This is a genomic window from Fibrobacter sp. UWT2 (assembly GCF_900142545.1).
Lineage (GTDB): Bacteria > Fibrobacterota > Fibrobacteria > Fibrobacterales > Fibrobacteraceae > Fibrobacter.
Map to the genome: position 1 here is coordinate 106,129 of NZ_FRBF01000010.1, position 14,860 is coordinate 120,988.

Below are 14,860 nucleotides of genomic sequence, written 5' to 3' on the forward strand. Positions count from 1 at the left end.
TTAGCGACTAGATTTTGCTGCAGATGGGGCAGTTTTCGGGCTTGTGGCCGAGCGCCTTGCAGTAAGTTCGCCCGAACAAGATGATTTGCAAGTGGCGCTTTTCCCACTCGTTTTCGGGGAAGATTTTCTTGAGGTCTTTCTCAGTTTGTTCAACTGAAGAACCGTCGGAAAGTCCCCAGCGTTTGGCGAGGCGGTGAATGTGCGTGTCCACCGGGAAGGCGGGAATCTTGAACGCATGAATCATCATGACGCTAGCTGTCTTGTGGCCTACGCCGGGAAGCGCCTCGAGTTCTTCGAAGGTCTGCGGGACTACGCTGTCGTACTTTTCGACAAGAATCTTTGACAAGTTGAAAATGTTCTTGCCTTTGGTAGTCGAAAGGCCGCAGGGCTTGATGATTTCGGTAATTTTTTTGACGCCGAGTTTCACCATGGCCTTAGGCGTTTTCGCTTTCTTGTAAAGTTCTCTGGTCACCTGGTTGACGCGGAGGTCGGTGCATTGTGCGCTCAACACGACTGCGACGAGGAGCGTGTAAGGGTCAGAGTAATCCAGTGGAATCGGCGGATCCGGAAGCAACTCGTCGAGCGTCTCGCTGATGAATTTTATCTTATCAGCTTTTTTCACTTAGAAAATCTCTCGTCTTTCGTCTGTAGGCGCTTGCGCCGTTCTTTCGTCTATTTATTCACAGTCGCGAGTGAAGTCCTGCTGCATGTTGAAGCTGGGCATTTCGTCGTGCGGCTTACCGACTTGTACGGCGGGGACGCCTGCGTAAGTCGTATGCGCCGGAACATCGCTCACCACCACTGCGCCAGCACCGATTTTTGCACCGTCGCCAATGTGTATGTTGCCGAGCAACTGGGCATGGGCGCCAAGCATCACGCCGTTGCCGATTTTCGGGTGACGGTCGCCGACTTCGTTGCCGGTACCGCCGAGGGTCACACCGTGCAAGAAACTGACGTTGTTGCCGACGACAGCGGTTTCACCGATGACGATGTTTGTGGCGTGGTCAATCAAAAGACCGTAACCGATTTTGGCGGCCGGATGAATGTCCATGCCAAACTTGCGGCTAATGATGCTCTGGAGCATCTTGGCGGGGAAGGAACGACCTTCTTGCCAAAGGGCATGGGCGGCGCGATAAGCCTGCAGACCCTGGAAACCCTTGAAGAACAGAAGCGGTTCCAGAAAACTCGTGCAAGCCGGGTCGCGGAGGACTGTAGCGTACAAGTCCTTGCCAGCGCATGTGACCAGTTCCGGATACTTGAGGTAAAGAATGCCGAAAACCTTTTCAAGTTCGGCGCGGTCAATCACCTCGCCTGCAAGCTGACATGAAAGAGTGACCGAAAGCATCGCGGCAAAGTTCTTGCTGTTAAGAATTTGCTCCGTAATCATCAGCACCGAAAGCGGTTCGTCGTGAACCAGTTTTTCGGCTTCGCAGCGAATTTTGTGTTCTATCTCTTCGACGTTCATTTCTTTGCCTTGTCCTTCGAGTCTTCTTCTTCGTCATCCAAAGTGGGAATCACCTTGTTTTCGCGGCACAGGTTTTCTTCGCGGATTTTGAAGGTGAAGTCAACGAGGTTGTTTTCAAACATTTTCTGGTAGGGCTTTTTCTTCTGCACGCTTTCGAGCGCGCAGGTGCAGTAGTTGATGCGCTGTATCAAAGACTTTTCGCTGCCGGGAGTTCCCTTGCCAAAAACGCATTCGTGCATAATGGCGTATTCCATGGCGCGATCGTAGCGGTACTTGCACTTGTTTGGCATGTCGGGCTGGGCCGCCACGCGTTCGATAATGCCTTCGTTCGGAATGCTGGTGAACACACTACAAGTAATGAAACCTGCAATAAAGAATAGCAAGCATACGCCCAGGTTAATCAGGAATCGTTTGCCGCGGCCGAGCTTGTTGTAGCTGCGTTCTACAGCTTCGAAAGCTTGGGTGGCATGGAGTCGGACGTCATCTAAATCGTTGTTTTCCATTTAGTTGGTCTCCTGTAGTGTCCATATATCCGGTAGGAATCGGTAATTGTTTGCGTAGTCGAGCCCGTAACCTACCACGAATTCGTTTGCTATTTCAAAACCTACAAAATCTGCCGTGATGTCTACTTCGCGACGCTCCTGTTTGTTCAGTAAAACGCAGGTACGAACGTCTTGGACGCCCGCTTCCCGGAGCATTTCGCAAAGTCCGAGCAGTGTGGAACCTGTGTCGGCGATGTCATCGACCATCAGGATTTTTTTGCCCTGAAGGTTGATTCTTTCAAGACCCTGCACCTGGAGCTTGCCGCTCGATTCCATGGATTCGCCGTAGCTAGAGGCTTTGATGAAGGCGATTCTCTTTTGAGTCGCATTTATGCCTTGAACCTTGGCGAGTTCGCGAGTCAAGTCGGCGGTAAACATGTAGGCGCCGGTGAGTGCCGAAATCAGGATGTCGTAATCGTAAGCCGCAGCGATTTCACGGGCAAGCGTTGCCACCCGTTCATGAATCTCGGTTGCGTCAATCAGCGGTTTTTCGGACATCCTGTACATGCTTTACTCCTCAAGGAATTACGTTTCAAAGTTCAGCCAGCTGAACATGGGCTTGAGTGCCGCAATCTTGCTGGTCGGGTATTTCACGTATTCCTGGTATGCGGGGAACACCTTGTTTTCGAGGCTCGTCTTGTCGATGCCGAGGCCAAGCCAGTCGGCCACGGTAATGAGGCCCGTAATGTGCTTGACTGCAGCCGGGTCGAAACTTTCGAACACGGAATCAATCAGCTTTACGAGCTTGGCATGGAACATGCGACCTGTACCGCCGAACGAGAAGTGGGTATGCAATGCCTTTGCTTCTTCGATCAGGTCCTTGATTTCGTCGAAGACCTTTTGGTCGTCAGATTCCATGTAGGCGAGCGCCAGATGGTGAATCTTGGAGTTGATTTCGAGCGAAAGAATCTTGCGCATGGTGTCCGGCAGGGTATGGTCGAGGTCGGCCAGACTGTCGATTGAAAGGCCATGCGAAAGGGCGAAGTTTGAGAACGATTCCGTAATTTCGTTCAGGTACTTCTTAGTCGAAATCTGGTTGATGCGCTTGATGGAGTCGCTCATAAGGTTACGCATACGCACCACGTAGGCGGTGGGGTAGGTATCCTGCAGTTCCTGGGTACTCATGTTCGGGTTTTCGACGAACTTGAGACCGTTCTGTTCGTTTTCGCCATCGGCAACCACCAGGTTGATTCGGCCGAGCATGTCGGTAATGGCAAGCACCGTCGAAATGCGGCGCTCGTTGATGTACTTGTCGTAATACTCGGTGCGTACAAGCGTCTGACGTCTGCGAGAAGCAATCTTCGTGGCAACAATCTTCTTGTTCTTTTCCGAATCGTCTTCCAGGTTCAAGTGGAACATGGCGGCTTGTTCGGCCATTTCCTTCACGACCACCGGAACCTTTTCTTCGGCGTAGTTCGTAAACACTTCGGCGCCGTTCCACTTGTGTTCGTTACTCGTGGCACGGGCGAGAATGCTAATGACTTCGTTCTTGATATGGTGACCGTACGGCAGGAATGGTTCCAGAAGCTCCATGGCACGCAGTGCGTAACGCATGTTCTGCACCGGTTCCAGACCTTCGATGTCGTTGAAGAACCAGCCGCAGCTCGTAAAGCTGAACAGGCAGAACTTCTGGATTTCAAGCAGGCGGATAGCTTTCGCGCACATGTCCGGATCGTTCGGATCCTTGACGGTCTTGGCGAGGAACGCCTTGATGCGGGATTCGTCTTCGGGAGCGACCAGGACTTCCACAAAGTTGTTGCGGGCTTCCCACGGATCCACATCCGAAATCTTTTCGAATTCGCGGTAGAAGATGTCGTCGGCGAGCTTTTTCAGGTGGTTGAATGCGTCGCGCAGAGGACCGCGCCATTTCTGGTTCCAGCCCGGGCCGCCGCCTGTCGAGCATCCGCAATCGCGGTACCAGCGGCCAACACCGTGGGCGCAGCTCCAGGCGCAACCTTCACTGTAGAAATTCTTGAGCAATACTTCGTGCTGCGGCGGGAATTCTTCGAGGAACCAGCCGTAGTTTACCGGCACCATGTTATGGTCGGGAGCGTAGTGGTTGTAGAGCCAGGCGGCGCACATGTCGCCAAACGGTTCATGGTGACCGTAGCTTTCGCCATCGGTACCGATGCTTACCAGCTGCGGGTCGGTGCGCTTTTCGTCCCAGGCATCCCTGATGCGGTTGCCGAAGGTGCCTGCATCGCGCAGCAAGTGTTCAAAGCCCACGGCAGAAGAAAGCCACGGGTTGTAGAAGAATACATCCAGGTAGCCGTCGCAAACGAGTACGCCGTCTTTGTTGCGCGGGTAAATGCGGTACGGGCGAGTCGTGTCGATATCGGTGTTGCTGCAGCCGGTCCATTCGGTATCACCCAGCTTGCGGAACTTGTCGGCCTGCGTGGGTGAAAGAATCGTGTACTTGATACCGGCCTTGATGAGTTCCACCACCGTCTCGAAGTTGATGGCGGTTTCGGCGAGCCACATGGCTTCGGGCATGCGGCCAAAGTGGAACTTAAAATCTTCGATGCCCCAGCGGATCTGCGTCTTTTTGTCTTCGGCAGATGCGAGCGGCATAATGATGTGGTTGTACACCTGCGCAATGGCGTTACCATGACCATTTAGGCGTTCGGCGCTTCGCTTGTCGGCTTCTTGAATGCGCTTGTAGGTGTCGGGCGCGTTCGTGCGAATCCAACCCATGAGAGTCGGACCCATGTTGAAGCTCATAAAATCGTAGTTGTTGACAATATCGACAATACGTCCGTTCGGGCTCAAAATACGGCTGGCGGAATTCGGACTATAACATTCACTTGCAATACGGTCGTTCCAGTCGTGGAAAGGGCGTGCGCTCGGCTGATTCTCGATAACGCCCGTCCAAGGATTTTCACGAGGCGGCTGGTAAAAGTGACCGTGGATCGTAAAATAAAGGGGGTGCTTCTTTTCCATGTTAACAAATATAAAAAATAGTGAGCGGTAGGCAGTTGACAGTAGACAGAAGGACTCGCCTGAGCGAGTCCTTGTTTGTGGAAAATTGGGAATATTTTTTGCTTCGCCTACTTCACCCTGATTCTCTGCGCGTAGCCTGCGGTGCCGTTTTTGGCGCGTACGATGTAGTTGCCGCTGGCGATGCCTTCGAGGCTGAATTGCAGGGAACCTGCGGGCAGGTTGCCCTTGGCGAGGCTTGCTACTTTGTGTCCGAGCATGTCAAAGAGCGCGATGCTTGTGTGGCCTGCTTGCGGAATGGTGATGTTCAGGTTGTTGCCTTGCAGCGTGATGCTTAATTTATTTGAAATTCGGTTGAATGCGCTTGTGGTAACTTCGGCGATGTATTTGTCCCAGCCGGGCATGTTGTCGAGAGCGATAATGCGTTCGTCGTCCAGGTTTCGCTTCCACATGTCGGCAGGAGTCTTTTCCAAGAAGTTTCCGCTCCAGGTCTGGCTCCAAGTCATCCAGTAGCTCCAATAAGCCTTGTCTTCGGCAATGCTGTCGATGTCCGGAATAGCGCCGTTTTCGCTCAAGGCAATCATCTTGCTTGTGCCCACGTCGCTCACAATCTTGTTGTAGTAATTGGCGGCAGAGTTGTGGTCGTTCAGCGGGTCGTAAATGTCAACAGCGACAATGTCCACGTATTCATCGCCCGGGTACCAGGCTGCATTCAGTGCGCTGTAGTCGTAACCGAATTTCGGGTCGGTATTGATGTTCCAGACCCAAATCAAGTTGTTGAGCTTGTTGGTTTCGACCATGCGCTTGAATACCAAGCGGTACAGCTGTACATAGCATTCGGCGCTTGCGGTACCCCACCAGAACCAGCCACCGCTGGCCTCATGCAAGGGGCGCCATACGACGGCAATTCCCTTGTCTTGCAGTTGCTTGAAGTAGCCCGAGACAATGTCCACGTCGGCGACGATGTCCTTGTATTCCTGTGAGGTTTCATCAATTTCTTGGCACTTGTCGCCCTTGAAAGCCTTGGTGTAGTTAAAGCAGGTATTTGTGTTCGAAGTGCCCATGACGCCTTCGGTGCAGCCGGGGTTGTTAAAGCCTGCGGGAGTGCCCTGCGTGTAGAATACGGTGTCTTCGCCCACCTTCCAGTGCCAGGTATAAGTCGGAATGCCGCCCATTTTCCACAGGTCTTCGGTCATGAACAGGTTGTTTTCGGTGTAGCCCTTGAACCAGCCTTCTTCGTGGTGGCCGCCTGCGGCAAACAGCATGTCGAAGCCGCCAATAGCGGGGTAGTGGCCGCTACGCTTGTAGAATTCGGCGATGTCGGTCTGGCCCTTCCACGAGACTTCTTCGTCGCTGAACTTGCAAGAGTCTGCGGGCGTGCATTCGCCGGGGCCCAAGAGTTTCATGTCGCCATAATTGTAGTTGAAATTCTGGTCGCTAATCATCATGCCGCTAATGGTCTTTTTGCCGAAGTTCTCGCGCAGGAAACTATAGAGCTTCTGGGCGCTTTCGCTTGCGTTCGGCGTGACTGGTGCAGTTCCGATGTTGAATGTCGGGTCGGGGTGGCGTTCTATGGTAATGTAGTCCACGCCAAGAGCCTGGTTACCCACGGTAATTTTGTTTTCGCCGGCCTTCATTTTGGCCGATGCCGAAACCACGTAGCTCGAATCGCAGTTGCGCGGGGTGGTAAGCATGGAACCTACATCCACACCGTTGACCGCGATTTTAGAGGTGGTCCAGTCGTATTGCTTGATTAAAACCTTGGTGGTAATATCGTAGACGGCGGTTTCTTCAACCTTGACGGTGAACGTGATGCCGCTAGGGTCTGCGGTCTTTGCGTATTTTCCGCCCGAAAATTCGGCGCCTTCGGCAACGCTTGCGCCAGGCAAATCTTCGGCTTCGTACATGGTGGGGGCTGCAAAAGCAGACACCATAGAGAATGCGGACAGCGCCGCGAGTAATTTACATCCCATACAACACTCCTTAATTTATGCCTTAAATATACCTTCGAATGGCCGCGATTTTCATTTTGAAAGCAAAAAAGCGGAAAAGATGTTGTCTTTTCCGCAATAGCCTAAAAGGCGTTTTTTAGTGAAATTTGCTTATTTTAGCGTAATTTTGTGGTTTTGAGTCAAACTGTTCGCCTGGATACGCACTAGGTACGGTCCGCGGGCGAGGCGAGAAAGCGCAATCGTGCCGTTTTGGCTCATCTTTTTCGCGAGCACGCGGTTTCCTTGCAAATCATAAATCGAGACTTGTGCCGTTGAGGCGTTCAAGTTTACCTGCAAATCGCGACCGACAAGCTGGATTGTAGAGGCTGCTTTCTTGGCGGAGGCGATCACGGTCGTCTGCATTTCGTACTTGTTCCAGCCGGGCATGTCTTCGAGCGTCAATGTGTATTCGTTGTTCATGACGGTCTTCCAGCTTTCAGCATTGTTGTCGTTTGCCCAGCCTTCCATGGCGTAGTCACCGTACCACGGCATGAACCAACTCCAGTTGGCGCCATCGGCCTTCATTTCATCGGGGTAGGGCACGGAGCCGTTTTCAGATAGTGTGACGATTTTCTTGGCACCGTACGTATCCTTGACTTTTTCGAAAGAGCTAATGAGCGAGGCGTGATTTGATTCGCGCGGGTAGTAGTAATAGTCGCGACCCACCACGTCTACGTATTCGTCGCCGGGATACCAATCCAGTGCATCGGGCGCTTCGTCAGTGGTCCAAACCCAAATCAAGTTATGCAGACCTTTCTTGTTCACAAAGGTGTCGAACATGAGTTTGTACAGGGCTACGCAGGCTTTGGCGCCGTCGGTGCCCCACCAGAACCATTTGCCGCTTGCTTCGTGAAGCGGACGCCACAGCACGGCTACGCCTTCTTTCTGGAGCGTGAGCAGGGAATCGGCGATCATTTCCATGTCGCGCATAATGGCCTTGTATTCGTCGCTGTCGGTTTTCCACTTGCCGGTAGTGGTGTCGTAAGCGAGGCCGATGCTAAATTCGGTGTAGGGATCGTTTCCGCTCGATTGTGTGTAGAATGCTTCTACGGTGTGCATCGGGTCTTTCCAATGCCAGTTGAATTGCGGAATGCCACCCTTCTTCCATACGGTCTTTGCCATTTCTAAGGAAGCATGCGTGTAACCCTGATACCATTGTTGATCGGAATTCTTGCCGGAGGAATGCAAGAAGTCAAAACCGACGAGAACCACGTTCTTGCCGCTTGCCTTGTTGATGTAGCTGAGTTCGGTCTGGGTGTCAAAATCTTGCGGGGTGTATTTGCCGTCGTTTTCGAAGGGGCGTTCGGTCATCACGCCGCTAATGACTTTCTTGCCGAAGTTCGTGTACAAGAAGTTGTAGAGCTTCTGGGCGCTTTCGGTGGGCTCCGGAGTGACGGGCTTGGGGCTGATGTTCCAAGGTGTCGCTTCGAATTCGGTGATTTCGATATAGTCAATGCCGACCCATCCCCAGGAATGCGTAATCCCGATGGTGTTTTCACCTTTTTTCAGCTTGATTTTTCCTGCAGCTTTAAGCGTCGTGAATTCATCGGCAGAGCCGAAGGTGATTTGGCCGGCGGAGCTTCCGTTCAAAGTCAAATTTTGAGTCTTGTTGCCGCGATCGGTAGGGAGCTTGTAGTTCACATACAGCGTGTAGTAACCGTCGCTAGGCATGTCTACGGAGAACGCAAGATCGCCTTCACCCATTTCGACGTACTTGCCGCCCGAAGCGTTTGCGTCTGCAACGGTTTCAAGTTTGTGGTCGTCGGCGGGTACAGCGGCTTCGGCCTCAACGCGAATGGCTGCGGCCATGGAGTAGGTCGATAAAGCGAGTGCTGATGCGGTTAAAAAATGATAGGTGTTCATACAACCTCCGGTTCTTTTTAAAATAATTTAATTTTCCCGGTTTGAAAATTTTGTAGCCTAAAAAAAGTGTTCTGAAAAGAAGAATCCCCGCGGCAAACTTGCGTCGACCACGGGGATTCAGGAGTCATGAAGAGAAACTTACTTGATTAAGACCGGCTGAGTGGCAGCGAGGCCTGCGCCCTTGACGCGTACGATGTAGCGGCCCTTGGGCATATCGGCGAGGCTGAATGCGCTGGTGCCTGCGGCGAGGTTACCCTTGTAGAGCGTTGCCACGCGCTTGCCGTTCATGCCGAACACTTCGACAGCGACCATGCCAGCCTTGGCGGTGGTGAGCGAGACGGTCTTACCCGAGATGGCGAGCTTGGCGGAGGCGCTAGCCTTGGCGACTACCGGCTTGATGGCGGCAGGTGCGCCCGTTTCGTCGACGAGTTCAATCTTTGCGATATGACCCTTGCTCTGATCGGCGGCGGTGAAGAGTTCGGTCTTCTTGTCGAATGCGGAAATCACCTTGCCGTTGTCGGCGACGAGTTCATCGAAAATCACGGTTCCTTCGAAGCCTACTGCTGCAACCATGAGCGTTACAGAGAAGAGGTTGTCGAGGTCAATCGGATGTTCCACCTTGTCGTCGTCTTCGTACTTGGTAATGTCAAATTCGCAAGTAGCGGAGGCTCCGTCGTTGATCCAGCAGCCGGTGGAGGTAGACATTTCCCACGTCCAACCGTCATCTGCCATACCGTTGCGGACAAAGGCGAGACCAACCCAGATGCCATTGTCTGCACCGCCGGAACCGTTATTCGTAATCTTCAAGGAAACTGTCGTTGCGCCAGTGAGGTTCGGAACCTTTTTGAGTTCGATGTTTGCACCGCTGTCGTTCAAGGCAGTGTAGGTCACGGCCATCATCAGGTTCTTGTAGTCTTCAGGAGTAGCTTCGCCGGCACCGTACTTGGCATTTTCAGTCGAAGTCGGGCAAGCCTTTGTTGCAGAGGCTGCTTCGCTATAGTTGTCCCAACCCGGCATTTCGTCGAGCGTGATGATTCGTTCGTCGGCGAGGTTCTTCTGCCATACGCTTGCGGCGGTTTGGCTCACGTAGCCTGCAGACCAGGAATCATACCACGGCATCCACCAGCTCCACGGAGCATTTTCTGCGTACATGTTGTCGACATCGGGAATCGGGCCGTTTTCGCTGAGGGCGATAATCTTGTTGGTGCCGCCCTTGTTGGCAAAGTCGATGAATGCAGCGCTGTTGCTCTGGTGATCGTTTGCCTTGTTGTAAATGTCAACGCTAAGAACGTCGTAGTAGGTTTCGCCCGGAGTCCAGGAAAGCTTGGAGGCGTCTTGCGGGTTAAAGTCCCAAATCAAGTTGTTCACGCCGTTCTTGAACACCATGCGTTCGTAGAGCAACTGGTAGAGGGCGATAAACTGCTTGCCCGTATTGATGCTCCACCAGAACCAGTTTCCGCCGGATTCATGCAACGGGCGGAAGATGGCGGCAACGCCTTCTTTCTGGAGGTCCAAGAAAATCTGGGAAACGTGGTCGATATCTCCGACAATTGCCTTGTAAGCGGCAGAAGTCGTATCCCAAGTGGTGGATCCCTTGATGAATGCTTCGGAGAAGTCGAATTCGGTGTAGGTGTCATGTGCTCCCTTCACGTAGAATTCAACTTCGTCACCCGGGCGCCAGTGCCACGTGAAGGCCGGGATGCCGCCCTTCTTCCAGGTGGTTTTTGCGATATCGATAGCCTTTTCGGTGTACTGCTGGAACCAGCCTTCGTCCTTGTTGGCGCCGGTTGCGTTCATGAGGTCTGCACCGATGAGTGCCGGGTACTTGCCGCCGGCCTTGAAAACTGCTTGCACGTCTTCGTGCTGGGTGGCGTCGCCAATGGTGTAGGCATCCATGTTGCCGGTCATTACGCCAGAAATGGTCTTCTTGCCAAAGTTGTTGACCAAGAAGTTGTAAAGCTTGATTGCAGACGGGGTGGCGTTCTTGGTAACGGGAGCGTTGCAAAGGGTGAATGCCTTGGCTTCGAATTCCTTGACTTCGATGTAGTCAACATCGATCCAGCCCCAGCTATTGGTAATGGCGATCGTGTTTGCGCCTGCTGCAAGTGTAAGGACGGTTTCGACATCGACAAACTTGCCTTTGTCTGTAACCGGGAAGGAAACCTGAGAGGTAGTACTGCCGACACCGACATAGTTGATCTTGTCGCCACCGTAATTGTTCATGTAGTGGACCACTACGCTGTATTGGCCGGCTTTCTCGACGGTAACAGCGGGGAACGTGATGTCGCCGCCGTTCATCTTGACGTACTTGCCGCCCGATGCTTCGGTATTGGAGGCGACAGCTGCGTCTTTGGTGAGTGTTCCGTCTTCGGCTTCGTATTGAGCAGCGCTTGCGGATGCTGCTGCGGCAAGGCCGAATGCGAGAAGGGTTTTAGTAAATTCCATAACAGACTCCTATATTGTCGTCTTGGAAAATAGTTTTTAAAAAACGCAAATCAAAGAATATTTTGAATTGTGTTGAATAAATCGTTGGGTAATTCTCAACAAAAAAATCCGCCAAAATGGCGGATTTCGTAGATTGCAGTTTACAAAAAACTTGCGTTTTTATAACTCGATGCCCATTTTTTCGTGGAAACGGAAGCCAAAATTGAATGTGCGTTCTTCACCAGGCGGGATCACAATGAGACCACGGTGGTGATTCAATGCATCGGGTTCCGTTGTCATGGGCTCGATAGCGATGCTCATGCGGTCAGGCGGCGTATAAATCTGGATGGCATTGTACTGTTCAACGCCGGCCTTTTGCCAAATGTCAAGCGTGTAACGGTTGCTTTCGAGCAAAACGTGAGCGTTGTTGATAAAGTCAGAGCCTACGGCCTGCAGTTGGGTGACGTCTTTTTCGAGGCAGAAACAGTCGTTGATGAATTCGTCGTTAATCTTGCGGCCGGATTCAAAACGGGTGTCTTCCTTGTATTCTCCGGTAGGAATATCGGCTTTGTCCAAAAGCGCCAAAGAGCATTTGGGCAGCTTCAGGTTCAAATTGTCGATTTTTTCACCCAACATAAAGTAGGGGTGCCAACCTTCGGAATAAGGCATGTCGGTGTTGCCGATGTTTTTAACGGTCGAGGTGATCGAAACGCTTTCGCCCGAGAAGGTAATGGTGTTCGTAGCGCGGAAGGGGAACGGGAAACCAGCAAATGCGCCCGGCCAATCGCAGGTGAATATGGCGGTGCAGCTGTCGTTTTCGCTTTCAAAGGAATCAAATTCCCATTCCTTATCCTGCAAGAATCCGTGCAGGGCATGGGGAGCCCAGCTTACGTTGTTCACAAGTTCGTAGGTCTTGCCCTGCCAAGTGAACTTGGCGAAGGCCGTGCGTCCCGGGAAGGGCGAGAGTCTGCAGCCCGCATTCGTGTCGGGAGAAATCTTACGGAGGGTCGCTTCGTCCCTATAGCCGTAAAGCAAGTCAAGCATGGTGGAGGTTCGGGCGTTTTGCGTATTTTCTACAGGGACACGCCAGGCATTCAAGCCGCTGCCGAAACCGTTCAAGATTTCAATTTCGGCGCCGTCGTCGCGTTGTAATACAAAACAGGGAATGGTGCCCAGGGGGCGGAAAATAAGCTTGAATTGACTCATAGGTTAATAAATGTACAATAAATCGGCACGAAATGCCCCGTTGCAACAATCAAATAAGAAAATATTAGAATACAATGTGACGATTTTCATACTTCTTTAAGCTTGAAAGCCACTTTTACTATCTTTGCCCCTATGGATTCCCAGACGATTGTTGCGCCGATGACGCCCATGGGCGTGAGTGCCGTGGCGGCCCTCCGCGTGAGTGGCTCCCGTGTGCGTGATGTCGTCGAGGGTTTGTTTGGCTCTAAGGCTGCTAAGGGGCTGGTACCCCGTATGGCGAATCTCGGTACCGCCCGTGACCCTAAATCGGGCAAGGTGCTCGATAGCCTCCTGTACATTTATTTTGAATCGCCTAATTCCTATACCGGCGAAGATGTGCTGGAACTTTACCCCCACGGAAACCCGCTGATTGTCCGTGACCTGTTGCAGACAATTCGCAGCATCGATGGTGTGCGCCTGGCCGAACCCGGCGAATACACCCGCCGCGCCTTTTTGAACGGCAAGATGGACCTGACCCAGGCCGAATCCGTGGCCGATGTGATTCACAGTGCGAACCGCGCGGAATTGGAAAACGCCCACCGCCTTTTGTCGGGTGCGCTTTCCAAGAAGATTGCGACGCTTTCTGCGCAGGTCAAAGATATTTCGGCCCGCCTCGAACTCGACGTAGACTTTGCCGAAGAAGAGGCCGACCCTGATTTTGCCGGCTGGGAAACGCGGTTTGTTTCAATCCGTGAATCGATCCAGCAAATTTTGAATAGCTTCCGCGGAAAGGCCGCCTTGAGCAGGCTCCCGCTGGCGGTTCTTTATGGCGCCCCCAATGCGGGCAAGTCGAGTTTGGTGAATGCTCTTCTCGGCGAAGACCGTGTGCTCGTGAGCAATGTCCCCGGTACGACTCGAGACTTTGTCGAGGTGCGTCTCTTCTTGGAAGGCGGCGAAATTCGCCTGGTTGATACCGCAGGTATCGCCGACAAGGCCATGGACGAACTCGATGCGCTCAGCATGAAAAAGTCCCGCGAGATTTTGGAAGAGGCGGACCTTAAGATTTTAGTTGTTGATGGGTCAGACGAGAGCGATCCTGTTGTCCAGCCTGATTTTATTGTCCACTCCAAGTGCGACTTGACCTCTTGTCATCCTGAGCACGCGAAGCGTGTCGAAGGATCTCTCCGTATCTCCTCCAAGACGGGCGAGGGACTAGCTGAACTCAAGGGTGTCATGAACGCGGCCTTGTTCAAGAAAAACGAGAATCAAGAAGATCTTTGGATTACCAGTGAACGAGAAAAGGCTTGCCTTGAAGAGGCTCTCGCTGGAGTCAATCGCGTGCTCAACTTGCTTAAGACAAATCCGGCGGTGGAGCTGCTTGCTTTTGAAATGCAGCTGGTGCGTCGTGCATTGCAGAGTATAACGGGCGAAATTTCGTCCGAAGACATTTTACAATCTATTTTCGCGGGGTTCTGCATTGGAAAGTAGTTATATCGGAGCTTTGCTTGCCATTTTCATGTTCGGCTCCTACATGGTGCCTCTTAAAAAATGGCCGAATTATTCCAGCTGGGCGTACCTTTCAATGATGACCTTGGGCGCGCTTTTGAGTGCGCTTGCGGTTGCGTTCTATACGGGGACTTTTAATGTACACCCGGTGGGCGTGCTTTGCGGTTTGATGTGGGTCGTGGGTGGCGCTTTCTGTTTTTGGGCGGTGCAGGCCGAAGCTGACCTTGCGGGCGCAGGCGTGCGTTCCATGGGCGTGAGCATTCTGGCTTCGTTCCTGTCGGGCGTGCTCCTGTTCGGTGAAGAGTCCAAGTTCGTTCTTTCGATTCCTGCTATCGCTTGTTTTCTGATTGGCCTTTCGCGCCTTTCGCCGTCGCATGGCGGTTCCGTATTCAAGAACTGGCGCTCTCTTTTGGGAGGTCTCGCTTTTGGTACGTACCTGATTCCGTACAAGCTTGCGGTCCAGTCGGGTCTCTCGATGACCGATGTCGAATTCCTCTGCCCGTTTACGATTGGTCTTTTCTTCGGTAGTCAGGCACTGATTGCAGTGCTTGAAATCCGTCGCAAAAAAATGTTTGAATACAAACTTGTGCCGAGTCTCGTCACCGTTTTGATGGGCGTGCTCTGGATGGTTGGTATGCATGGCTGCTTCTGGGCCATTGACGTGAACGGTGCGCTCGGTTACGCCATCGGTTACCCGCTTACGCAGCTGAACTTGCTGGTAAACCTCGGCTGGGGCGTCTTTGTTTTCGGCGAATACAAAACGGCCCGCGAACGAATCAAGTTGCTTTTGGCGACTTTCATCATTCTCGCGGGCGCTGTGTTGCTGACCCTCTCGTGACGTAAACCCCAAACGTTGGACACAACTTTAGAGGTTTGCATGACAAAAATACACACAGAAGAGGAATGGCAGAGGGTCCTAGACCTGCACAAAGAAGGTATGATGCCCA

At 52.5% G+C, this 14,860-nt stretch carries 11 protein-coding genes; 2 read left to right on the top strand and 9 right to left on the bottom strand.

What is annotated here, in order from left to right:
- Positions 1-7: 7 nt before the first annotated feature.
- From nth to BUA40_RS08850, 9 genes are all read right to left on the bottom strand, one after another.
- Positions 8-622: an endonuclease III gene (gene nth / locus BUA40_RS08810; protein ID WP_072800265.1), complete on the bottom strand. Its 615-nt coding sequence runs from the start codon at positions 620-622 to the stop codon at positions 8-10.
- Between the two features lie 54 nt (positions 623-676).
- On the bottom strand, positions 677-1,465 hold the full coding sequence (gene cysE / locus BUA40_RS08815) for a serine O-acetyltransferase (protein ID WP_072800266.1): 789 nt from the start codon (positions 1,463-1,465) through the stop codon (positions 677-679).
- Complete coding sequence (locus tag BUA40_RS08820; protein WP_072800267.1) at positions 1,462-1,968, bottom strand: hypothetical protein; 507 nt, start codon at positions 1,966-1,968, stop codon at positions 1,462-1,464. Before BUA40_RS08820 ends, cysE begins: the two co-directional genes overlap by 4 nt.
- The gene (gene hpt, locus BUA40_RS08825) at positions 1,969-2,514 is read right to left on the bottom strand and encodes a hypoxanthine phosphoribosyltransferase (RefSeq protein WP_072800268.1); all 546 of its coding nucleotides are present in this window, start codon (positions 2,512-2,514) and stop codon (positions 1,969-1,971) included. It abuts the gene before it with no gap.
- Between the two features lie 18 nt (positions 2,515-2,532).
- On the bottom strand, positions 2,533-4,947 hold the full coding sequence (locus BUA40_RS08830) for a DUF3536 domain-containing protein (RefSeq protein WP_072800269.1): 2,415 nt from the start codon (positions 4,945-4,947) through the stop codon (positions 2,533-2,535).
- 107 nt (positions 4,948-5,054) lie between these two features.
- The gene (locus BUA40_RS08835; protein ID WP_083585346.1) at positions 5,055-6,917 is read right to left on the bottom strand and encodes a glycosyl hydrolase; all 1,863 of its coding nucleotides are present in this window, start codon (positions 6,915-6,917) and stop codon (positions 5,055-5,057) included.
- A 129-nt stretch (positions 6,918-7,046) separates the two neighbouring features.
- On the bottom strand, positions 7,047-8,798 hold the full coding sequence (locus tag BUA40_RS08840; protein WP_072800271.1) for a glycosyl hydrolase: 1,752 nt from the start codon (positions 8,796-8,798) through the stop codon (positions 7,047-7,049).
- A 138-nt stretch (positions 8,799-8,936) separates the two neighbouring features.
- The gene (locus BUA40_RS08845; RefSeq protein ID WP_072800272.1) at positions 8,937-11,243 is read right to left on the bottom strand and encodes a glycosyl hydrolase; all 2,307 of its coding nucleotides are present in this window, start codon (positions 11,241-11,243) and stop codon (positions 8,937-8,939) included.
- 159 nt (positions 11,244-11,402) lie between these two features.
- Positions 11,403-12,428 (bottom strand): aldose 1-epimerase, encoded by a 1,026-nt coding sequence (locus BUA40_RS08850; RefSeq protein ID WP_072800273.1) that lies wholly within the window; start codon positions 12,426-12,428, stop codon positions 11,403-11,405.
- A 132-nt stretch (positions 12,429-12,560) separates the two neighbouring features.
- Here BUA40_RS08850 and mnmE point away from each other — a divergent pair, with 132 nt between their 5' ends.
- A complete protein-coding gene (gene mnmE, locus BUA40_RS08855) occupies positions 12,561-13,895 on the top strand; it encodes a tRNA uridine-5-carboxymethylaminomethyl(34) synthesis GTPase MnmE (protein ID WP_072800274.1) in 1,335 nt (444 codons plus the stop codon).
- On the top strand, positions 13,885-14,751 hold the full coding sequence (locus tag BUA40_RS08860) for a GRP family sugar transporter (RefSeq protein ID WP_072800275.1): 867 nt from the start codon (positions 13,885-13,887) through the stop codon (positions 14,749-14,751). Before mnmE ends, BUA40_RS08860 begins: the two co-directional genes overlap by 11 nt.
- Positions 14,752-14,860 lie beyond the last annotated feature (109 nt).